Origin of the sequence: Halomicrococcus gelatinilyticus (assembly GCA_024227995.1) — an archaeon.
GTDB lineage: Archaea > Halobacteriota > Halobacteria > Halobacteriales > Haladaptataceae > Halomicrococcus > Halomicrococcus gelatinilyticus.
The window spans coordinates 1,013,883-1,034,198 of the sequence record CP100465.1; the positions used below are offsets into that span (position 1 = coordinate 1,013,883).

The window sequence follows — 20,316 nt, forward strand, 5'->3', positions numbered from 1 at the left end:
ACGAAGGTTCGGGAGAGCTTCGCTCTCCCGGTGGAGATTTTTGCGCGAGTGGTGCCCGCAGCGCGAAAGCGCGAGGACACCCGAGCGGAAAAAGGTCCAAGCGACATCGTGAACCTGGCCGGCGTGGCGGTCGTCGACGCCCAGCAGAGCGAGTAACCGCGAGCGACGAGCGGGCCGTGCCCGCTCGGGACGACCTTTTTGGGGAGAGAGCGCCCTCAGGGAGCGGAGCGGGCCGGTTCGGCCGTCTCGCGACCGGCGAAGAGCCGTTTCTGGGGGATGACGGTGAACGCCTTCGCCACGCCGCCGTCGTGGGCCCGCCAGGTCGCAGAGAAGTGGACCGGGTAGTCGTCGGGCGCTCGCTCGCGGAGGTCGGCGACCGCGCGTTCGAACGCCTGGACGTCGAACTGCGCGGCGGGGACGAAGTCGGACTCGACGACCAGCGCGCCGCTGTTGGGTATCCGGTCGGCGCGCCCCTCGCAGGCGCGCTCGAACGCGCTCGCCAGGGCGGGGAGGTCGGTGTCCAGCGGCAGGTTGACGTACGCCTGGTAGTAGTCCGGCCTGTCGCGACGACGCTTCACCGCTCGTGACAGCGTTCCGAGAAGTCGACGGCTCGTGGAGGATATCATTCGCGTGCCAGCCTCAGGGGACTGCTGGCACGGAGACGTGGTAGTCCTTTCGCTGTGCGTCCGGCGGTCCGTCGACCGACCCGGGAACGGCTCGAACTCCGCAGGGACTTTCCGCCGACGACCGGACGAACGGGTGTGAACGACCGCTACCGGACTGCCGTCTCGCTCGGCGCGCTCGCCGTCCTGGTCCTGGTCGCCCTGTTCGGCGTCGGCGAAGCGTCGCTCTGCGTCGGTCACCGGACCCACTGTGTCCCCGTCGGGACCGCCGGCCGCGAACTGCTGTTCGGCGCGCTGGTGGCCGTGGCGCTGGTCGCGCTGGTCGTGCGGAAGCGAACGCTGTGAGGTCGACGGGCGCGAGAGAAAATCGGGACGGGGAAGCGACCGACGGTTCGAGGTCAGTCGCTCGCGTGGCGGTTCGAGCGGGACGGCGGCGGAATCTGTGCCTCGCTCGAATCGGGGGCGTCGGGGAGCAGGCACCGGTCGGGTTCGCGGTTCACGTGGGCGTACTGGTCCGGCGAGTTGGCTAGCGGGTGCGCCGGGTTCTGCTCGCTACGGACGCGCGCGGCCCGGAGCTCGCCGAATCCGGCGATGCGGGCGCGGATGCCGCGCCAGTGGTGCTTGGTCGCCGCGGGGACGGTGAACCGCCGCGGGGGACGGGAGTCCGACCGCCGGTAGGCGAGGACGGCGTTGTTGACGTTCGCCGCGAGGTCGTCGTGGTCGACGAGTACGCCGACGCGGGTGTCGTCGGGTGCGCGCGCCGAGAGGATGTCGAGGCCGAGGTGGAGCGCGCGGTACTCGGCGACGTTGTTGTCGGGGACGTCGTCCGGCAGCGATAGCCGGGCGACGCGTTCGCCGTCGCGCGTCTCGATGATGACGCCGAGCCCCCCGTCGCCGGAGTCGTGACTGAACGAACCGTCGGTGGCGACGTAGAAGTCACGATGGTGGGTGTGCGGGGGGTGTGCGATGTGCGGCGTGGGCGACTCGTCGAACAGGTCCCGTAGCGGGGGACGCCGGCCGTGAACGGCCATGTTCGAGTTGCCGCTCTCGCCGTACTTAACTCTGGGGTCGCCCACGGTACCGGAGCACGCGACGATTGGTAGCACGAGCTATGCTTCGTGCTACCATAGATATTTAAATGACAACGCGTAATGTCGCAACTATGCCAGAAGAGCAGCTAGATCGACGGACGTATCTCAAGTTCGCCGGCGGTGCAGCCGCGTCGGCTGCGCTGGCCGGTTGTGCTGGCGGCGGCGACGGGACGACGACTGGGACCACGTCGGACGACGGCAGCGGTGACGGAGACGGCGACGGTGACGTCGACGGCGGCCCACCTGAAGACTTCTCGGTCACGATCACCCAGGGACAGATGCCGTCGACGCTCGACCCGCACAACCACCGCGAGACGACGACGGACAACGTCGTCCTCCAGGCGTACGAGGGACTGCTCGCGCGCGACAAGGACGGCAAGATCGTCAAGCGACTGGCGACGGGGTACGAGCGCGTCGAGGAGGGGACGGTGAAGTTCACCATCCGCGACGGTCCCACCTTCCACAGCGGCGAGGACCTGACACCCGAGGACGTCGCGTACAGCGTCAACCGCGTCGTCGACCCGGAGGTCGGACTGGAGGGCGGATTCGAGAGCCCGCAGCGCGACCAGCTCGCCGGCGTCACCGGCGCCGAGGTCGTCGACGGCGAGCGCGCAGTTCGGGTGAACTCCGACGGCATCAACCCCATCGTGTTCGCGCAGTTCGCCTCCTACTGCGACGTCATGCAGAAGCAGTGGGTGCAGGACCACGAGAAGAAGTACATCGCCAAGAACATGAACGGGACCGGCCCGTTCGAGCTCACGGACTACAACGAGAGCGTGAAGGTCGTCTTCGAGCGCAACGAGGACTACTGGCAGGAGAACGCGGCCATCTCGAAGCTCACGTTCAACGCGGCCAAGGAGTCGAGCACGCGCGTCAACCAGCTCCTGAACGACGAGACCGACATCGTGGTCAACGTTCCGCCACAGGACGCGTCGCGGGTGAAGCAGTCGGGCAGCGCCAGCCTCGCGCCGGTGCCGAGCACGCGCATCATCTACAACGCGATGCGCTACGACGTCGAGCCGTTCTCCAGCCCGGAGTTCCGCCGTGCGATGAACCTCGCTATCGACCTGGAGAGCATCATCGACAACGTCCTCTCGGGATTCGCCGACCAGACGGGCCAGCCGACGCTCGAAGGCTTCACGGGGTACAACGACGACGTCGGCCCGTACGAGACCAACAAATCGAAAGCCGAGGACCTCGTCGAGGAGAGCGGGCACGCCGGCGCGAGCATCACCCTGCACACGCCGGTCGGTCGCTACCTCAAGGACGTGGAGATCGCCCAGGCGGTCGCCAGGCAGATCGACGAGTTGAGCAACGTCAGCTGTAGCGTCAACCAGCGCGACTTCAACACGCTCGCCGGGGAGCTGACCGACGGCGACCTGGAGACGAGTCCGAAGTTCTACCTCATCGGCTGGGGGAACGCGACGTTCGACGCCACCCAGACCATCCTCCCGCTGCTGACGACGGACGGCGCGCTCACGTCCTACTCGAACGAGGAGGTCGACACGCTGATGTCCGAGGCTCAGAGCATGGCGGGCGGGTCGAACCGCCAGTCGAAGCTGAAGGAGGCGAACAAGCTCCTCCACGACGAGGCGCCGTGGATCTACCTCAATCGTCAGTACAGCGTCTACGGCGTCAGCGGGCGTCTGCAGTGGGACGCGCGCCGTGACGAGCGCATCGAAGCGTACGCGATCTCGCCCAGCAGCTAACGCCATGCAGGGTCGTTCGCCGACGAGGAGGCGGTCGTAGATGTCGATGGGTCGATTCCTGCTCAAGCGCGGGCTCCAGGGCGTCTTCGTCATCTGGGGCGTCGTCACCGTGGTGTTCCTGCTCCGGTTCGTCACGCCGGGCAGCGCCATCACGTACATCGCCCCCCTCGACGCGAGCCCGGAGACCAAACGCCAGATAGCGCACGAAATCGGCCTGAACAGGCCGATATACGTCCAGTACGTCGACTACCTCCTCGGCCTGTTGCAGGGCGACATGGGCTACTCGTACATCAACGGCGTGCCAGTGACCGATCGCGTCTTCGGTCGCCTGCCGGCGACGCTCGAACTGGCCGTCACGTCGAGCATCGTCGCCGTCGTCCTCTCGATCCCGCTGGGCGTCGTCAGCGCGACGCATCGCCACGAACCGGCCGACTACGCGGCGACGACCTTCTCGCTCGCGGGCATCAGCACGCCGAACTTCTGGCTCGGCATCATGCTCGTCCTGGTAGTCGCCGTCGGCGGTCCGATGCCGACGAGCCGGCGGGTCGTCGGCTTCGCTCCCGCGATGGCGACGCTGGTCACCGAAGGGAGCACGAGCGGCATCGTGACGTGGCTCCGCCACATCACGCTCCCCGCGATAACGCTCGGAACGTACTTCACAGCGCTGATCACGCGGCTGACCCGGAGCGGGATGCTGGACGAACTCGGCAAGACCTACGTCCGGGCGTCGCGGGCGAAAGGGCTCCCCGAGACGCTGGTGCGGTACAAGCACGCGCTACGGAACACGCTCATCCCGGTGATAACCGTGCTCGGCCTGCAGCTCGGGACGCTCATCGGCGGCGCGGTCATCACCGAACAGGTGTTCGCCTGGCCGGGTCTCGGGCAGTTGCTCATCGATGCCATCAACGCGCGCAACTGGCCGGTGATACAGGGCGCGCTCATCGTCATCGGGACCGGATTCATCGTGTTGAACATCGTCGTCGACGCGCTGTACGCCTACATCGACCCGCAGGTGGTCAACGAATGATCTCTCCACGGACGCTGCGGAACCTCCGGCGCGAACTGCGCCAGAGCGGGCTGGCAAAGCTGGGCATCGTCGTCGTCCTCGTCGTCCTCCTGGTCGCGACGTTCGCACCCGTACTCGCGCCGCACAACCCGTACGACCAGAACCTGGACGACTCGAAGCTCCCGCCGATCGGGTTCAGTTCGGAGACGACCAGTACGAGCTCGGAGATGGTCGACGGCGAGATAAAGATCGTCAACAACACGACGTACGTCGAGGCCCAGCCGTCGCACCCGCTCGGGACCGACCACCTCGGGCGCGACCTGCTCTCGCGGGTCATCTACGGCGCTCGCACGTCGCTGCTCGTGGGACTGCTCGGGACCGTGCTCGCGGTGCTCATCGGCGTGACGGTCGGCCTCGTCGCGGGCTACTACGGCGGCCTGATAGACGACGGGCTGATGCGCAGCGCCGACGTGATGCTGGCGTTCCCCTCGCTCGTGCTCGCCATCGCGCTCGTCGGGATGTTCGACAGGGCGGTGGTATCCGTGCCCGACCCCATCGTCGCGCTCGGGGTCGAACCCGGGATGCCGGCGCAGATAAAGCTCCCCGGAACGGTCGTCGTCGTCGTCGCGCTGGTGAACTGGGTGTGGTTCGCGCGCGTCGCCCGCGGCGAGGCGCTGACGGTCGAGAGCGAGGAGTACGTGAAGGCCGCGCGGTCTGTCGGCGCGAGCGACTCGTTCATCATCCGCCGGCACGTCCTGCCCAACAGCGTCACGCCCATCATCGTCCTGGCGACCATCCAGATCGCGGCCATCATCCTGCTCGAGAGCGCGCTGTCGTACCTCGGGTTCTCCGGCGTGAACCTCTCGTGGGGCTTCGACATCGCGCAGGGCCGCGACCACCTCGCCACGTCGTGGTGGATAGCGACCGTCCCCGGCGTCGCCATCGTGCTGACGGTCGTCGGCATCAACCTCGTCGGCGACTGGTTGCGCGACGCGCTCGACCCCGGCATCGAGGGCGAGGGAGGTGGCGTATGAGCGAGCGCGATCTGCTCCGCGTGCGCGACCTCTCGACCCGCTTCTTCACCGAGCAGGGGCAGGTCAACGCCGTCGAGTCGGTCGACTTCGACGTCCGCGACGGCGAGGTGTTCGGCGTCGTCGGCGAGTCGGGGTCCGGCAAGAGCGTCACCGCGCTGTCGGTCATCGACCTCGTCGAGTCGCCCGGACGGGTGACGAGCGGCGAGGTGTGGTACCGCGACGCGGCGCTGGCCGAGGAGACGGGAGACGACCACCCCGAGGCGGTCGACGGCGAGTTCGTGGACGTGCGCCGCCTCGACGAGCGCCAGCGGCGCGCGCTCCGCGGTCCCTCGTTCAGCATGATATTCCAGGACCCGATGAGCAGCCTCAACCCGTCGCTGACGGTCGGCGAGCAGATCGCCGAGGCGGTCGAGGTGCAGCGGCGCGCGAGCGCGAACCCGCGCTCGACACGCTCGCGCACCCAGGGGTACGGACTCGGGTCGCTGCTCGCCGACACCCTGCTCCCGAACCGCGACTACGTGAGCGAGGAGAGTCGGGCGCGCGCCGTCGAACTGCTCGAACAGGTCGGCATCCCGGACCCGGCCGACCGCGCCGAGGAGTACCCCCACCAGTTCTCCGGCGGGATGCTCCAGCGCGCGATGGTGGCGCAGGCGCTAGCGGGCGAACCGGACCTGCTCATCGCGGACGAGCCGACGACCGCCCTCGACGTGACCATCCAGGCCCAGATACTGGACCTGCTCGCGGACCTGCAGGCGGAGACGGGGATGAGCATCGTGCTCATCACGCACAACCTCGGCGTGATAGCCCGGATGTGCGACCGCGTCGGCGTGATGTACGCCGGCGAGATGGTCGAGCGCGGCACGCTCGACGACGTGTTCGACGACCCGGTCCACCCCTACACGAAGGGATTGCTCGGGTCGATACCGGACATCGAGGACCCCGACCCGCGCCTCCGCCCCATCGAGGGCAACGTGCCGGACCTCGTGGACGCGGAGATGCCGGACCGCTGTTACTTCGCCGACCGCTGTCCGAAAGCGATGACGGAGTGTCTGGAGCGGCCGGCGATGCGAGACGCCCGCGGCAGCGACGAACACGAGGCGCGCTGCGTGCTGACCGACACCGACTACGACGAGGCGCGGGCGCTGCGCGACGACCGCTTCGACGACGCGAAAAACCGCACGATGGACGGAACGACCACCACGGAGGCAGACAGCGATGACTGACCCACTCGTCAGCGTCCAGGACCTGGAGAAGTACTACTACGAAGGCGACTCGCTGACCGACCGCCTGCTGGGCCGCGACCCCGAGAGCGTGAAGGCCGTCGACGGCGTCTCCTTCGACATCCACGAGGGGGAGACGCTCGGCCTCGTCGGCGAGTCCGGTTGCGGCAAGTCGACCACGGGCGAGACCCTGCTCGGCCTGCGCGACCCGACCGGCGGCCGCGTCGAGTTCGACGGTGAGAACGTCTACGAGATGGACGACCTGACCCCGTTCCGCGAGCGAGCGCAGGTCGTCTTCCAGGACCCCTTCTCCAGCCTCGACCCGCGCATGACCGCGGGCGAGATAATCCGCGAGCCGCTGGACGTCCACGGGATTCCTGGCCGGACAGTCAGCGTCGCCGTCGACGGCGACGATTCGTGGGCGTGCACGGCCGGCGAGCACGTCGACCTCGACGCCGCCGACCCGGAGGTGCGCGTGACCGTCGAGGGCCCTGACGACGTCCGCGTCGCGGTGGCCGACGACGGATTCGTCGACGAGTCGGCAGTGTCAGTCTCGGTGGATGGGACCGACCGGACGGTCCACGTCGACGTCGACGTCTCGGAGAAGCAGCTGCGCCGCGAGCGCGCGAAGGAACTGCTGGAGCGGGTCGGCCTCTCGGCCGAGCAGATCGACCGCTATCCGCACGAGTTCTCCGGGGGGCAGCGCCAGCGCATCGGCATCGCGCGGGCGCTCGCGCTCGAACCGGAGTTCGTCGTGCTCGACGAACCCGTCTCCGCGCTCGACGTCTCCGTGCAGGCGCAGGTGCTGAACCTCCTCGACGACCTGCAGGACGAGTACGGTCTGACCTACCTGTTCATCGCCCACGACCTCTCTGTCGTCCGCCACATCTCCGACCGCGTCGCCGTGATGTACCTCGGCGAGGTCGTCGAACTCGGGCCGGTCGACGAGATATTTTCCGACCCCCAGCACCCCTACACCCGCGCCCTGCTCGACAGCGTCCCGCGCGCCGACACCGACGAGGCCGACCGCGACGTCGAGACGCTGTCGGGCGACGTCCCCTCCCCGCGGAACCCGCCTTCGGGGTGTCGCTTCCGGACGCGCTGTCCGCAGGTCGTCCCACCTGACGACGTGGACGTCGACCAGGCCGCCTACCGCGAGGTGATGGACTACCGGGAGCGACTCGAGTCCGGCGATCTCACCCTCGACGCGGTCCGCGAACGCGCCAGCGACGCCGGCGAGGACCCCGCGACCGTCGACGACGAGGTCGTCAGGGAGACGCTCTGGGCAGAGCTGTTCGACCACGGCCTGACGGGCGACGACCGCGCGACCGTCGCGGAGTCGTTCGACCGCCTGTTCGCGGGCGACCGCGAGGGCGCGGTCGCGGTGCTGCGCGAGCGCTTCGCCTCCGTCTGCGAGCGCGAGAATCCGGCGCTGCAGGACCGCGACCACCCGGCGGCGTGTCACCTCTACGACCAGCCCGGGACGGGGACCGAGGGCTCGGACTCGGGACGCGTGGAGTCGTCCGCGGACGACTGAGACGCCGCCGTCCGCCGGTCGACAGCCGACGCAGCAGAAAGCGCGGTCGTTCGCGGTCAGACGAAGTCGCCGAGGCCGGCCTGGTCGTCGTTCGACTCCTCGCCGGCTTCGTCGACGTCGTCGGTGGCGTCGGACTCCTCGTCGCCAGTGCCACCGTCGTCCGCGTCGCTCTCGTCGACCTCCTCGCCACCGCTGGCGGCGGTCGACCGGACCGCCCCTTCGAACGCGCCGCCGGAGTGCTCGACGGCGGCCTTCTCGCGCAGTTGCTGGGCGTCCGCGACGACGTTCTCGACCTTGTTGGTGGTCTTGCCGCTGCCGGTGACGAACGCGACGTGCTTCTCCTCCAGGTCGTAGCGGGCGGCCATCGCCACGGTCAGTTCGCGGTTCTTGCAGTGGTGGGTCATCTCCGCGAGGTAGGGGATGATCTGGCGGCGCGCGGTGGACATGCTGACGCCGCCCTCCTGGGCGATCTTCCGGGCGATGTAGTCGCGGGTGTCGCGAGCGCCGCGGGAGCTGCCGAGCTTCCGCCAGGTACTCGGCGGGCCGTAGCGGGTCCAGCCGCCCTTCTCGCCCTGGCGGGCGGCCGCGACGCCGGCGGTCATGTTGTCCGCTGCGTAGCGCCAGTAGGAGTAGTTCTGCGTGGCCCGCACGCGGCCGAGCCAGCGGTCGGCGTTCGCCAGGAAGCCGTAGGCGTCGGCGAGCTCCTGGCCCTCGTAGTCCTTCGGGACGTTGTCCTCGATCCAGCTTATCATGTCGTCCGGCGTCTCGTCGACGTCGTACGACGCCTGCAGCGCGCCCTGGGCGTCCTCTTTCTTGATGAGGGCGTCGAGGAAGTCGAAGATGCCTTCGGTCGTGTCGCGGTCGCCCGTCACCACGTCGTCCTCGGTGAGGCGCTCGTGCTCCTCGGCGATGGCCTGGAGGTCGTTGACGGCCGAGCGCAGGTCGCCGCTGTTCTTCTCGGCGATGGCCTGCAGGGCGTCCGGTTCGAACTCCACGTCCTCCTTCCGGCAGATGTCGCGGAGCACGGGCACGATGCTGCGCGCGGAGACGTCGCGGAACTCGACGGTCTCGCAGGCGTTGCGAAGCGAGTTCGACATGTCGTAGAATTCGTTAGCGATGAGCACCATCGGCTGGTCGGCGTCCTTGACGACCTCCGTGATGGCTCGCGAGCCGCCGCGGTCGACGTTGCCGTGGAGGTTGTCGGCCTCGTCGAGGATGATGAGCCGGCGGCCCGTCGACCCGGCGGTCAGGGTGCCGCTCCGGGCGGCCTCGCCCGCGATGCGTTTGACGACCTTGCCCGTCCGCTGGTCGCTGGCGTTCAACTCCATCGTCGGCCAGCCCATGTCGGCGGCCAGCGCGTGGGCGGCCGAGGTCTTGCCGACGCCGGGGCTACCGTGGAGGATGACGGCGTCCCCGTGTTCGTCCCACGTCTCGGCCCACTCCGCCAGCGCGTCACGGGCCTTGTTGTTCCCGCGGACCTCCGAGAGCGTACTCGGGCGGTACTTCTCCGTCCAGTCCATTGGCGTTCCGTAGGGACGAACGGCGTTTAGTGGTTGCGGAGCGTCACTCTCCGGAGGCCGTCCGCAGGTCGAGACGAGGTGCGAACCCCTCGTACGTTTCGTCGCTGGAGACGACCGTATCGCCGTCGGATTCGACGAGGTGGAGTGCGTCGAAGGGAGTGAACCCGTGGTCTTCGACGTAGGTCGCCGCCGCGACGACGACGTCCACGTCGCCACGGACCTCGACGAGGTCGGCGGCGTTCGTAACGACTCGTTCTGCGTCCCGGTCCTCACGGTAGGCGACCAGCAGCAGTTCGACGAGCGTGAACCGCGACGTCCACAGTTCGTCCCGATGGTCGCGGTACACCGTCTCTGCGGCCTCGCCGAGCCAGTCCTCGTCCTTGACGAGCGCGAGCAGGAAGTCGGTTTCCGCGTACATTCAGCGTCCGGCCTCGTCCAGTGCCGCGTTACGCGCCTCGTCACGAAGCTCGCTCGCGGACGTTTCTACGTCTTCGAACTCCTCGCGGAGCGCTTCGAGGGGGTCCTCCGCGATCGGGATCAACTTGATTCCGTCGTGGAGTTCGACGATGCGGTACTGGTCGCCGTACCGTTCCCGGATCTCCTTCGGGAGGGTCAGGCGGCCCCGGTCGTCCAGCGTCGCCTCTGACATACGTGGATAAATGGTGGGTGGAAACTTGATTGTTCCCCTCGAATCACCAGTTCACCCACCCGCGTGGAGGCAGACCCCGATCCGCGTTCAGCCGGGACCTACTGCAACGGGGCGATACCCCGTGTTCCGCGTCACCGTGGTCGGTGCTGGGCTCGCCGTCGACCGGTCGGTTGTCGTCGCCGGATGTTGCCCGTACGCGGTACGACACCTGGCGGCACGGGTGTTCTATGCCCGCTACAGCTTCGGAACGGACGTCGACAGCAGGACGACGGCGTTGACCGTCAGGAGCACGAGGACGAGCCAGCCGAACAGGCGCTCGGAGACGTGGTCGAAGATCCAGACGCCGACCCAGGCGCCGAGGAACACCATCGGGATCGCCACCGCCGCCTCGACGAGCAGCGGTTGCTCGACAGCGCCGGTGTAGGTGAGGCTGCCGAGTCGGTAGAGCATGAGCGTCCCGAAGAAGGCGGTGAACACCGCCTTCATCTCCTCGTCGCTCCAGAACCCGCCCGCGGCCATGAACGTGCCGTAGACTATCATCGGCGGTCCCAGCACGGCGACCGCCCCGCCGAAGATGCCCGCGAACAGGCCGGCGGTCGCGCCGACGGCCTTGCCGGGTCTGTACCCCCGCTGTTCGATCCAGTCGTCGACGGCGTCGCTCTGGCGCGTCGCACCGACCACGACGACCGCGATAACCAGCACGACGCCGATGGCGGCGCGCATCTGCGCCCGGTCGAACTGCTGGAAGACGTAGATGCCGAGCGGCATCCCGACGACGAGTCCGGCGATGGGGACGATCCACTTCCGCCAGTCGAAGGCGTCGCGGACGCTCCACCACACCCGGCCGTTGCTGACGACGGCGGTCACGGTGAAGACGATGGAGGCGCTGGCCGGCGACCTGAACAGCGACATCATCCCCATCGACACCTGGGCGAACCCGAAGCCGGCGATGCCGTGGACGATCGACGCCGCGAGGATGACGAGCGACGTCAACCCCGTCACGACCCAGTCGACGACCACCAGCCTCCACCCCGACGGCGCGCTCGCGGACGATTCACGACGTAGCGATGCCGGAACACGCACGCCGGTACGCGAGTGTCGGCCTTGGGTGTTGTCGCCACCACGGGTGTCGTTTCCACGGGACCGGGCCGCGTCAGGCGACCGCGTTCAGGTGGGTCCCGCGTCCTCCGGCGTCTCGTCCAGGAGCTGTTCGGCGCGGTCCCGCAGCGACGACGGCAGGCCGGAGTCCTCGGCCAGCCCGCGGAGCGTCGCCGTACACTGGGGATGTGCCAGACCGGTCAGCGCCTGCTCTCGATAGCGGTCCTCGACGCCGTCGTCGCGGACCACGTCCGCGAGCCTGGCGCACTCGTTCGCGGTTTCGAGGTCGGCGAGCGCCGTCTCGCGCGCCTCGGTGTCGTTCGAGTCGTCGACGGCTATCTCGAAGTGTTCTTCGGGTGTGCTCATGCGAACCGTCGTTCGGGGTTCGTTCCGATATTCCTGCTGGCCCCGGTCTGCTCGTCGCGCCCGCGAGCGGATGGGCCACGGACGCCGCGCGGGAGGAGAGAATCTACCACACGCTTTTGCATCACCGCGTGGTATCGAAGGACATGGCAGACGTGCGCTCGGTGGAGATGTCAGAGGACGAACTGCGCGAGTTCCTCGAACACGGCGGGACGGGCATCGTCTCCTTCGGGGCGGGAACCGAGGAGGCGCCGTACCAGCTTCCGGTGTCCTACGGGTACGACGTTCCCAGCGAGGACATCTACTTCCGGTTCGGCTTCGAGGCGGAGACGGAGAAGGGGTCGTTCATCGAGGACGGGCGGCCCGTCTCGTTCGTCACCTACGACCACACCGACCGGGGGTGGCGGAGCGTCGTCGCCACGGGGGAACTGGAGGAGGTGACGGAGGCCGAGATCGGGTCGGAGGCCGCCGAGGCGATACAGCGACTGGAGATTCCGCTGGTCGACGTGTTCGAACATCCGACCGACGAGGTGACGTTCCGGTTCTTCCGCCTGCTCGCCGACGACGTGAGCGGCCGGAAGGAGGCACCGAGCGAGGGCTGAAACGACAGGGGAGAGCGGGGCTGAGGCGGCGACGGGGGGACAGGGCCGGGCCGCGCCGGACGCTGCGGTGCGGCGGCGCGGCGACCGTCGAGGCCGTTACTCCTCCTTCATCTCCTGGAGCTGTGCGATGAGTTCGTCGTTCGACGCCTCCGAGTCGAACTCGATAGATCCCTCGTGGGCATTCTCGTGGACGTTGACGCCGGTGTCCTCGTCGACGTCGACGTCGTCGTTCTGCTGTTCGGACTCGTCGTAGCTTCCGAAACCCATGGTGACGACAGGTATCGGCGTGCGAGACTAAAGTCGTGTGATGTCCGACGGCCTGGTGGAACGTGGACAGTTAGCGTGGGTGAGACCGCCGTTCACGGACAGCAAATGGTCTGACCGTCAACCATTTCGTTCGTTCCGCGAGTCCACTGGACGACGGCCGAAGGACGACGAGAGGAGGACGGGGGCGGGGGTGCAGACAGGACTCGACGGGGACGTCAGTCTCGTCGGAGCGGTGGCTCTCGGCGTCGGGACGACGACGGCGGCCGGCATCTTCGTCGGCTCCGGGCTCGCGGTCAGCAGCGTCGGCGGCGCGGCCATCGTCTCCTTGCTCCTCGCGGTTGGCGCGATGGTTGAGCTAGAGAGGAACGCATTTACGCCGGGGGTTGGAACCAAAGGGAAAGAAATGACTGGGAGGGTAGTGCATGCGCGTCATCATCGTCGGTGCCGGTGAGGTCGGGTCGTCCATCGCCGCGAGCCTGTCGCGCTCCCACGAGGTCGTCGTGGTCGACAACGACCCCGAACGGGTCGACTCGCTCACCTACTCGCTCGACGTGCTCGCCATCGAGGGCGACGGCACGTCGCTCGCGACGCTCCGTGAGGCCGACGTCGAGGATGCCGACATGGTCATCGCGAGCACCGACGACGACGAGACGAACCTCGTCGTCTGCGGGACGGCCAAGACCGTCGACGACCCGTTCACCATCGCCCGCGTGAAGAAGGTGGACTACCTCGACACGTGGGAGCGCGCCGAACAGCGCGCGTTCGGCGTCGACTTCATGGTCTGTACGAACCTGCTGACCGCGATGGACATCGTCCGCGTCATCGGCCTGCCCGCCGCCCGCGACGTCGACCCGTTCGCCGGCGGCCAGGTCATGATGGCCGAGTTCGAGGTGCGGGCGGAGAGCCCGGTCGCGAACCAGACGGTCCAGCAGGCCGACCGCTTCGACTCGCTGACGTTCGCCGCCGTGCTCCGGAACGGCGACGTCGCCATCCCGCGCGGTGAGACGGCCATGCGACCGGACGACAAGGTGGTCGTCATCGGCAGCCCCGAGAGCGTCCAGGAGTTCGCCCGGGAGGTGGCGCCCGACGAGACGCCGAGCGCGGACAAGGAGCTCGTCGTCATCGGCGGCAGCGAGATCGGGTTCCACACCGCCCGGCTGATGGAGGAGCGCGACCTCCGGCCGCGGCTCATCGAGCGCGACCACGAGCGGGCCCGCGAACTCGCAGAGGACCTGCCGCACACGGTCGTCATGGAGAGCGACGCGACGGACGCCGAGTTCCTCACGCGCGAACACGTCGACGAGGCAGACGTGGTCATCGCGGCCCTGGAGCGCGACGAGAAGAACCTCCTCGTCTCCGTGCTCGCCAAGCAGCTGGGTGCGGAGCGCGCCATCGCGGTCGTCGAGGACGGCGGCTACGTCGACCTGTTCGAGAAGGTCGGCATCGACGTCGCCATCAACCCCCGCGAGGTGACCGCCGAGGAGATCACCCGGTTCACGCGCGAGAATCGCGCCGAGAACATCGCGCTCATCGAGGACGACCAGGCCGAAGTGCTCGAGATCGAGGTGGACGAGGACAGCGTGCTCGCAGACACCGCGATTCAGGACGCCGTCGGCGACCTTCCCGGCGGCGTGGTCATCGGCGCGATAACCCGGGACGGGGAGTACGTCGTCCCGCGCGGTGACACGGTCGTCGAGGTGCGCGACCACGTGGTCGTGTTCGTCGACAGCGACGTGCTGGACGAAGTGAGCGCGAAGCTATGACGCTGGGCGTAGACTGGCGCTGGCGGGTCGACTGGCGAGCCAGCGTAAGCCTCGTCGGCACGGTGCTGAAGTGGCTCGCCGTCCCGCTCCTGTTCCCGCTCGTCGTCGGTGCGTACTACGGCGAGGGAATCGGCACGTTCGTCGCGACCATCGGCGTCACCGTCGCCGTCGGCCTGTCGCTCGAACGCCTCGACCCGGACCCCGACATCGGGGCGCGCGAGGGGTTCCTGATGGTCGCGCTGACGTGGTTCGCCGTCTCCGTGGTCGGTGCCGTCCCCTACGTCGTCGCGGGCAACGACGTCGCGCTGGTGAACGGAGCGCCCTTCCTCGCCGTCGAGTCCGGCCCCTCGACGCTGGCGAACCCCGTCAACGCGCTGTTCGAGAGCATGAGCGGGTTCACCACCACGGGCGCGACGGTCTTGGGCGACATCTCCTTCGAGCACCACTCGCGAGCGATGATGATGTGGCGCCAGCAGACCCAGTGGCTGGGCGGGATGGGCATCGTCGTCCTCGCGGTCGCCATCCTCCCCGAACTGTCGGTCGGGGGCGCACAGCTCATCGACACCGAGGCCCCTGGGCCGGGCATCCAGAAGCTCACGCCGCGCATCGCGGAGACGGCGCGGGCGCTCTGGCGGGCGTACCTCGGCATCACCGCGCTGGAGATCGTGCTCCTGTTCGGCCTCCACCTCCTCGGGGGCGCGCTCGGCACGCCGCTCGCGCCAAGGATGACGTTCTACAACGCCGTCGCCCACGGGTTCACGACGATGGCGACCGGCGGGTTCTCGCCGGAGGCCCGCAGCATCGAGGCGTTCTCGGCCCTCGTCCAGTGGGTCATCGTCCCGTTCATGGTCGCCGCCGGCACCAACTTCGCGCTGTTCTGGCACGTGCTGAACGGCGAGTCCGAACACCTGTTCCGCGACGCGGAGTTCCGGTTCTACGTCGGCGTCCTCGGCGTGCTGTCGGCCATCCTGACCGTGCTGCTGTTCGTCGGCACCGGCATCGCGACGACGCCGGGCAACGTCGGGCCGATACCCGGCAACCTCGAATCGGCCGCCCGCCACGCGACGTTCCAGATCGCCTCCATCGTGACGACGACGGGGTACGCCAGCATGGACTTCAACACATGGAGCCCCAGCGCGCAGTACCTGCTGCTCGCTGCCATGTTCATCGGCGGCTCGGCGGGGTCGACCGGCGGCGCGATCAAGATCGTCCGCTGGCTGGTCATCCTGAAATCGCTCAAGCGCGAGCTGTTCACGACGGTCCACCCCGAGGCGGTCCGACCGGTGCGGCTCGGCGGGCGGGCGCTGGACGAGCGCGCCCTCCGTGGCATCTACGTCTTCACCCTGCTGTACGTCGTCATCTTCTTCGTCGCGACGTTCCTCGTGTTCCTCGACGCCGAACGCGCCGGCGGCCCGGCGCTGAACCTGTTCGAGTCGATGAGCGCGGTTGCCGCGACGCTCGGGAACGTCGGTCCGGGGTTCCAGCTCGTCGGCCCGATGAACAACTACCTGCCCTTCCCGGCCACGTCGAAGCTCCTGATGGTCGTGCTGATGTGGATCGGCCGCCTGGAGATCCTCCCCGTGCTCGTACTGCTGACGCCTGCCTACTGGCGGTCGTAGGCACGGCAACGGGTTTGTGGCTGTCGCACGTACCTACTGCCGCATGATCCGTGCGTACACCACCGTCATCACGGGGGCCGGAACGAGCGAGGACGTCGTCGAACAGATCAGAGGTCTCCCGAACGTCACGGAGGCGCACGTCGTCGCCGGCGACTTCGACATCATCGCCGAGATAGAGGCCGAGGACGTCCACGGCGTGCAGGACACCGTCGCGATGGGCATCCGGTCGCTGGACGGCGTCGGCACCACGAGGACCTACGTCCAGCTCGACTGAGCGACGGTCACACCTCCGTGACCCACGCGACGTACCCCTCGGGGCGGTCGTACACCTCGCGGAACGTCCGTTCGACGAACTGAGCGATGCGGTTGGCGTCGGCCTTCGCGCTGATGCGCACGTTCGTCCCCTCGGCCTCCTCCGGACTCTCCAGCTGTTCTATCTTGAACGCCGGGAACTCGCCGACCAGGTCCTTCAGGCGGTCGAGTTCCGCGTCCGTGCAGTCGAGGTTGAGCGTTCGCTCCCCGAACTGGACCCACGGGGGAAACGACTCGGCAGCGTCGTCCGCGTCGTCGGCGTCGTCGCCGGTCGCCCCGCCGCCGTCGCCCTCCCCGGTCTCGCCGGCGTCGGGCGGGGTGGCCTGCATCGTGCAGAAGGCGCTGGCGCGCTCGCGGTGGGCGAGGACGGCGTCGGCGAACAGCTTCTGGCGCTCGGTCGGCGTCGCGGCGCTGAACCGGGTCATGGCAGACGTGTTCGACCGCGCGCGTGAAAAAGTAGCCGTTCCGAAAAAATGGGCCCGTTTCTTTAACTCTTTAAACGAGGACGGCGCAGGGGCGAACATGGATCCGAACATCCTCATCCTGGGTGCACCCGGCGCGGGCAAGGGGACCCAGAGTCGTCGTATCACCGAGAAGTACGACGTCGAACACGTCACGACCGGCGACGCGCTCCGGGCGAACAAGCACATGGAGACCGAACACGGTACGCCCGCGAGCTACATGAACGAGGGCGAACTCGTCCCCGACCCCGTGGTGAACGAGATCGTCAAGGCCGCGCTGGAGGACGCGGACGGCTACGTCCTCGACGGCTACCCGCGGAACCTCTCGCAGGCGGAGTACCTCGCCGACATCACGGACCTCGACGCCGTCCTGTACCTCGACGTCGACAAGTCCGTCCTGGTCGACCGGCTGACCGGCCGCCGCGTCTGCGACGAGTGCGGCGCAAACTACCACGTCGACTTCAACCAGCCAGAGGAGTCGGGCGTCTGCGACGAGTGCGGCGGCGAACTCGTCCAGCGCGAGGACGACACCGAGGAGACCGTCCGCGAGCGCATCCGGGTGTACGAGGAGAACACACAGCCCGTCATCGACTTCTACGACGACGAGGGCGAACTGGTCCGCATCGACGGCGAGCAGACGCCGGACGAGGTCTGGGACGACGTCCAGGACGCCATCGAGTCCAGCGTCTGAACCGCGCTTCCGCGGCGACGACATTTTCGCGACCGTCCGACGTCCACCGGCGAGCGCCGCCGACGTCGTCGCGTCGCGGTCGCTCCTCGCCGCACCCGGAGCCGTCAGTTCGCCGTGACGTCGCCACGCCGTCGAGCGATATGAGAACTTTAAAGAGTGCAACCTTCCTATCCGTAACCGAGCCCGGGTGGCTTAGCTGGACATAGCGCCGCACTCATAGGGTTCTGAGATTGGCGCTCAGGCCTTGGAAGCCTCCCATGCCCGCGAGGCCCGCCAGCCTCGAACCTGGGTCATGCGGAGATCGAGGGTTCGGAGCCCTCCCCGGGCACTTTTTGCTACCTGGTCGTACTCAGGAGCAGTCGACGACCCGAATGAAGAAACAATCAGGGCTAATAGGAGAACAAGAGGACCAGCTGCTGCAACTGTAATTAGAATCGTAATATGCGACGTGAGGTGGCGGCCAGGTCGCACCGACGAGGGGTGGCGATTGCTGGCGTCGTCACCGGGAAGGAGAGCATCGAGAACGGCGAGGAGTCCGTCCACCACACTGACGGGTCGGACCTCGGTTTGGGTACAGCCTCGAGGGCGCTGACACCCCGTGGAGTACCGGTAACAAACTACTTTCCGCTTCGTCGGGAACCGAACGTACGAAGATGGTCGACTCGGACGCCACCACCACGCTCGCTGATGAGGCCGGATCGGACCATGGGGACGCGGACGACGTGCTCGCTGACCAGTTGTCTACCGACGAGGTGTATCAGCGGGTGGTCGCGGACGCCGACCACGAGGTCACCTCCGGGGTGCGGGAGCTGTTTTTCAGCGCGCTTGCGGCCGGCTTTGCGATCACCATCACCTTCCTGCTGTACGCCTCGATGACGGCCGCCACCGAATCCGAGATCAGCGCCGTCCTGCTGTACCCGCTGGGGTTCATCTACATCATCATCGGCGGCTACCAGCTGTACACGGAGAACACGCTACCGCCGGTCGCGCTGACACTGGAGCGACTGGTCTCGGTCCCGACATTGTTCCGCCACTGGTCGATCGTGCTCGCGGGAAACTTCTTGGGAGGCGGGCTCGGGGCGGCCGCGCTGGCCTACGGTGGCGTGTTCGACGACGCCACTGCGGAGGTGGCGGTCGGGTTCGCCGAGAAGGGTATCGCCACCCCTGCCTCTGCTCTGTTCGTCAAGGCGGCCTTCGCCGGGCTGATCGTCGCCGGCGTGGTGTGGATAAGCTTCGCCGCTCGGGACACGATCTCCAAACTAGTCGTCGTGTATCTGGCGTTCCTGGCTATCCCGCTGGGGAACCTGTTCCACGTGGTGGTCTCCTTCTGCGAGGTCGTCTACCTGACGCTGGTCACTGGCGCGAACCCGGTCCCTGCGCTGGTTGGATTCGTTCTCCCAGTGTTGCTCGGCAACACGCTCGGCGGAGTCGTGCTGGTGACGGTAGTCAACTACTATCAGACCTCCGACCGGCGCTTGCAGATTCCCCGCTTCCAGGACGTCCGTCGGCTCACGCTGCGGGAGTGGCTGGTTGGCTCGCTTGCCGGCCGCTCGTACGTTCCGGTGATCGACACCGTCGAAGAGATCGTCCGCGATCCGGAGGCCTACCGGATCCTGGTACCTATCGCCAACCCCCGGACCGAGACCGAGGTGGTGCGTCTGGCCTGCCAGCTGGCCAGCCGCCAGAAAAAGGGGAAAGTCCACGTCGTCCACGTCGTCCAGGCACCCCGGCGTTGGCCCCCAGGCACGGAACGATCCCACCAGGACCGGATCAAGCGCGACTCCGCGCGACTGCTAGAGGACGCCCGCCGGATCGGCACCAAGCACGGTGTTACCCTGGAGACCTCGACCGTGGTCACCCCGCGTTCTTTCGAGGAGGTCTTCACTCTGGCCCGCCGGACGAGCCCCGACCTGGTGGTCATGGACTGGGACAGAGAAGGGCTGTGGAGTTCGGCCCGCGCCGAAAGACCGCTCGCCGAACTGACCAACCAGTTGCCCTGTGACTTTCTGGTAGCCAACGACCGCGGTCTCGACCCTTCACGGATCCTCCTGCCGACCGCCGGCGGCCCCGACTCCGACCTGAACGCAGAGGTCGCCCAGGCGCTTCAGATAGTGGCGAACGCGGAGGTCGAGGTGCTCCACGTCGTCGGCGACGAGGCGGACGAACGTGCAGGCGAGGCGTTCCTCCAGGACTGGGCCGACGAACACGGTCTGGGTGACGCAACGATCACCGTCGACTCCGGCGACATCGAGGAGACGATCCGCAGGGCAGCCAGCGATAGCACGTTGCTCATGCTCGGCGCGACCGAACAGGGAATGCTGTCTCGGCTGGTTCAGGATTCGTTGCACCTGGACGTCGTCAACGACGTTGACTGTTCGGTGTTGCTGGCCGAGCGCCCCTCCAAGCGGTCGCTACGCGATCGGTTGTTCGGCTCTCCGACCCGGGAGCAGTACCCCGCGCTGGCATTCCGTGGCACCGAGGAGTCCGTCGACTCCGGCCACGCCGAGACTCCCGACGAGTAAACCTGGCGCGGAGGGCCGAGAGGTTACCATTCCCGGTTCTATCGAGCGAGGTCGCTCGCGGATTGAGAATCGCACGGCCCCACTGGCAACACGGGCCGACGAAAGTCGATGCTGAATGCATCTTCCGTCCCGTGTTTTCGGATATTTCGAGGAGCATCGATCCACCGCCCGGCGAGTCGATCTGACGGTTCGTTCAGCGAGTCGAAGTAGACCCGACTTCGGACGGTCG

Annotated in this window: 22 protein-coding genes and 1 tRNA gene; 14 read left to right on the forward strand and 9 right to left on the reverse strand. The window is 67.7% G+C overall.

Annotation, left to right across the window (positions count from 1 at the left end; all coding sequences use genetic code 11):
• Positions 1-215: 215 nt before the first annotated feature.
• On the reverse strand, positions 216-626 hold the full coding sequence (locus tag NKT36_RS05390; RefSeq protein ID WP_327052931.1) for a hypothetical protein: 411 nt from the start codon (positions 624-626) through the stop codon (positions 216-218).
• Positions 627-761: 135 nt separating this feature from the next.
• On the opposite strand from NKT36_RS05390, the gene NKT36_RS05395 reads away from it, so the two are divergent.
• A complete protein-coding gene (locus NKT36_RS05395) occupies positions 762-968 on the forward strand; it encodes a hypothetical protein (RefSeq protein WP_327052932.1) in 207 nt (68 codons plus the stop codon).
• A 53-nt stretch (positions 969-1,021) separates the two neighbouring features.
• On the opposite strand, the gene NKT36_RS05400 is transcribed toward NKT36_RS05395, so the two are convergent.
• Positions 1,022-1,654, reverse strand: coding sequence for a reverse transcriptase-like protein (locus NKT36_RS05400; protein ID WP_327052933.1), 633 nt, complete (start codon positions 1,652-1,654; stop codon positions 1,022-1,024).
• 131 nt (positions 1,655-1,785) lie between these two features.
• On the opposite strand from NKT36_RS05400, the gene NKT36_RS05405 reads away from it, so the two are divergent.
• From NKT36_RS05405 to NKT36_RS05425, 5 genes are read left to right on the forward strand one after another with little or no spacing between them, the layout of a single operon-like run.
• On the forward strand, positions 1,786-3,423 hold the full coding sequence (locus tag NKT36_RS05405) for an ABC transporter substrate-binding protein (protein WP_327052934.1): 1,638 nt from the start codon (positions 1,786-1,788) through the stop codon (positions 3,421-3,423).
• Positions 3,424-3,463: 40 nt separating this feature from the next.
• The gene (locus tag NKT36_RS05410) at positions 3,464-4,450 is read left to right on the forward strand and encodes an ABC transporter permease (RefSeq protein ID WP_327052935.1); all 987 of its coding nucleotides are present in this window, start codon (positions 3,464-3,466) and stop codon (positions 4,448-4,450) included.
• On the forward strand, positions 4,447-5,463 hold the full coding sequence (locus NKT36_RS05415; RefSeq protein WP_327052936.1) for an ABC transporter permease: 1,017 nt from the start codon (positions 4,447-4,449) through the stop codon (positions 5,461-5,463). The genes NKT36_RS05410 and NKT36_RS05415 overlap by 4 nt, the downstream gene beginning before the upstream one ends.
• The gene (locus NKT36_RS05420; protein WP_327052937.1) at positions 5,460-6,686 is read left to right on the forward strand and encodes an ABC transporter ATP-binding protein; all 1,227 of its coding nucleotides are present in this window, start codon (positions 5,460-5,462) and stop codon (positions 6,684-6,686) included. Before NKT36_RS05415 ends, NKT36_RS05420 begins: the two co-directional genes overlap by 4 nt.
• Positions 6,679-8,220 (forward strand): ABC transporter ATP-binding protein, encoded by a 1,542-nt coding sequence (locus tag NKT36_RS05425; RefSeq protein WP_327052938.1) that lies wholly within the window; start codon positions 6,679-6,681, stop codon positions 8,218-8,220. The genes NKT36_RS05420 and NKT36_RS05425 overlap by 8 nt, the downstream gene beginning before the upstream one ends.
• A gap of 56 nt (positions 8,221-8,276) precedes the next feature.
• Here NKT36_RS05425 and NKT36_RS05430 read toward each other — a convergent pair whose 3' ends face one another.
• The 5 genes from NKT36_RS05430 to NKT36_RS05450 all read right to left on the reverse strand — a co-directional run bounded on the left by NKT36_RS05430 (position 8,277) and on the right by NKT36_RS05450 (position 11,853).
• A complete protein-coding gene (locus NKT36_RS05430; RefSeq protein WP_327052939.1) occupies positions 8,277-9,740 on the reverse strand; it encodes a replication factor C large subunit in 1,464 nt (487 codons plus the stop codon).
• Positions 9,741-9,783: 43 nt separating this feature from the next.
• Complete coding sequence (locus tag NKT36_RS05435; protein ID WP_327052940.1) at positions 9,784-10,158, reverse strand: PIN domain-containing protein; 375 nt, start codon at positions 10,156-10,158, stop codon at positions 9,784-9,786.
• Positions 10,159-10,389: an AbrB/MazE/SpoVT family DNA-binding domain-containing protein gene (locus tag NKT36_RS05440; RefSeq protein WP_327052941.1), complete on the reverse strand. Its 231-nt coding sequence runs from the start codon at positions 10,387-10,389 to the stop codon at positions 10,159-10,161.
• 234 nt (positions 10,390-10,623) lie between these two features.
• A complete protein-coding gene (locus NKT36_RS05445) occupies positions 10,624-11,409 on the reverse strand; it encodes a sulfite exporter TauE/SafE family protein (RefSeq protein ID WP_327052942.1) in 786 nt (261 codons plus the stop codon).
• A 147-nt stretch (positions 11,410-11,556) separates the two neighbouring features.
• Positions 11,557-11,853, reverse strand: a complete 297-nt coding sequence (locus NKT36_RS05450) for a hypothetical protein (protein WP_327052943.1) — start codon at positions 11,851-11,853, stop codon at positions 11,557-11,559.
• A 143-nt stretch (positions 11,854-11,996) separates the two neighbouring features.
• Here NKT36_RS05450 and NKT36_RS05455 point away from each other — a divergent pair, with 143 nt between their 5' ends.
• A complete protein-coding gene (locus tag NKT36_RS05455; protein WP_327052944.1) occupies positions 11,997-12,452 on the forward strand; it encodes a pyridoxamine 5'-phosphate oxidase family protein in 456 nt (151 codons plus the stop codon).
• A gap of 96 nt (positions 12,453-12,548) precedes the next feature.
• Here the strand turns inward: NKT36_RS05455 and NKT36_RS05460 are convergent, their stop codons facing one another.
• Positions 12,549-12,719, reverse strand: coding sequence for a DUF5786 family protein (locus NKT36_RS05460; RefSeq protein WP_327052945.1), 171 nt, complete (start codon positions 12,717-12,719; stop codon positions 12,549-12,551).
• Positions 12,720-12,909: 190 nt separating this feature from the next.
• On the opposite strand from NKT36_RS05460, the gene NKT36_RS05465 reads away from it, so the two are divergent.
• From NKT36_RS05465 to NKT36_RS05480, 4 genes are read left to right on the forward strand one after another with little or no spacing between them, the layout of a single operon-like run.
• On the forward strand, positions 12,910-13,170 hold the full coding sequence (locus tag NKT36_RS05465) for a hypothetical protein (protein ID WP_327052946.1): 261 nt from the start codon (positions 12,910-12,912) through the stop codon (positions 13,168-13,170).
• Entirely contained in the window at positions 13,142-14,482 is a 1,341-nt protein-coding gene (gene trkA, locus NKT36_RS05470; RefSeq protein ID WP_327052947.1) for a Trk system potassium transporter TrkA, read from the forward strand. Before NKT36_RS05465 ends, trkA begins: the two co-directional genes overlap by 29 nt.
• Positions 14,479-16,101 carry a TrkH family potassium uptake protein gene (locus NKT36_RS05475; RefSeq protein ID WP_327052948.1) on the forward strand — a complete coding sequence of 541 codons (1,623 nt, stop codon included), beginning with the start codon at positions 14,479-14,481 and terminating at the stop codon, positions 16,099-16,101. Before trkA ends, NKT36_RS05475 begins: the two co-directional genes overlap by 4 nt.
• 43 nt (positions 16,102-16,144) lie before the next feature.
• Positions 16,145-16,375, forward strand: coding sequence for an Lrp/AsnC ligand binding domain-containing protein (locus NKT36_RS05480; protein WP_327052949.1), 231 nt, complete (start codon positions 16,145-16,147; stop codon positions 16,373-16,375).
• 7 nt (positions 16,376-16,382) lie between these two features.
• On the opposite strand, the gene NKT36_RS05485 is transcribed toward NKT36_RS05480, so the two are convergent.
• Complete coding sequence (locus tag NKT36_RS05485; RefSeq protein ID WP_327052950.1) at positions 16,383-16,838, reverse strand: hypothetical protein; 456 nt, start codon at positions 16,836-16,838, stop codon at positions 16,383-16,385.
• A 97-nt stretch (positions 16,839-16,935) separates the two neighbouring features.
• Between NKT36_RS05485 and NKT36_RS05490 the strand changes: the two genes are divergently transcribed.
• From NKT36_RS05490 to NKT36_RS05500, 3 genes are all read left to right on the forward strand, one after another.
• The gene (locus tag NKT36_RS05490; RefSeq protein ID WP_327052951.1) at positions 16,936-17,565 is read left to right on the forward strand and encodes an adenylate kinase; all 630 of its coding nucleotides are present in this window, start codon (positions 16,936-16,938) and stop codon (positions 17,563-17,565) included.
• A gap of 181 nt (positions 17,566-17,746) precedes the next feature.
• Positions 17,747-17,893, forward strand: a tRNA-Met gene (locus NKT36_RS05495).
• 325 nt (positions 17,894-18,218) lie between these two features.
• Positions 18,219-20,087 carry a formate/nitrite transporter family protein gene (locus tag NKT36_RS05500; RefSeq protein ID WP_327052952.1) on the forward strand — a complete coding sequence of 623 codons (1,869 nt, stop codon included), beginning with the start codon at positions 18,219-18,221 and terminating at the stop codon, positions 20,085-20,087.
• Positions 20,088-20,316 lie beyond the last annotated feature (229 nt).